Annotated in this window: 1 pseudogene; it reads right to left on the reverse strand. The window is 68.3% G+C overall.

Going from position 1 to position 584, the window contains the following annotated elements:
- Positions 1 to 584 (reverse strand): annotated as a pseudogene (locus tag JMF90_RS39650) (3-hydroxy-3-methylglutaryl-CoA reductase); the annotation flags it as partial.

Below are 584 nucleotides of genomic sequence, written 5' to 3' on the forward strand. Positions count from 1 at the left end.
CGGACGTCACGTTCATGATCTTCAATGCGAGGCGCGCGAGCGGGTGCGTCTTCGTCGCGCCGCCGACGAGCCCGACCGGCATCGGCATCTCGATCGTGCCGACGAGGTCGCCGTTCGCGGCCTTCTCCCACGTCGTCAGCGACGTATAGCGGCCGCTGCGGCTCGCGTACGCATGCGCGCCGGCCTCGACCGCGCGCCAGTCGTTGCCGGTCGCGACCACCACCGGATCGATGCCGTTCATGATGCCCTTGTTGTGGGTCGCCGCGCGGTACGGATCGGTCGCCGCGAACACGTATGCGTCGATCACGCGGTCGATCACCGCTTCGCCGGCGTAATCGTCGGTCGCGAGCGTCGCGGCCGAGTACCGTACCTCTGCGCGCGCCAACCGCAGGTCGGCGAGGTTGGACAGTATCCGCAACCGTACCTGGCCGCCGGTAATCGCCTCGATGCGCGTCGCGACGGTTTCGGCCATCGTGTTGACCGTGTTCGCGCCCATCGCGTCGCGCACGTCGACGATCAGGTGCGCGACGATCATCGCGCCGCGCGGCGTGTCGGGAAACACATGAACCTCGATGTCGCGGCAG

The sequence above is a fragment of the Burkholderia sp. E168m23 genome (assembly GCF_016586125.1).
In the GTDB taxonomy this organism is placed as follows: Bacteria; Pseudomonadota; Gammaproteobacteria; order Burkholderiales; family Burkholderiaceae; genus Burkholderia; species Burkholderia orbicola.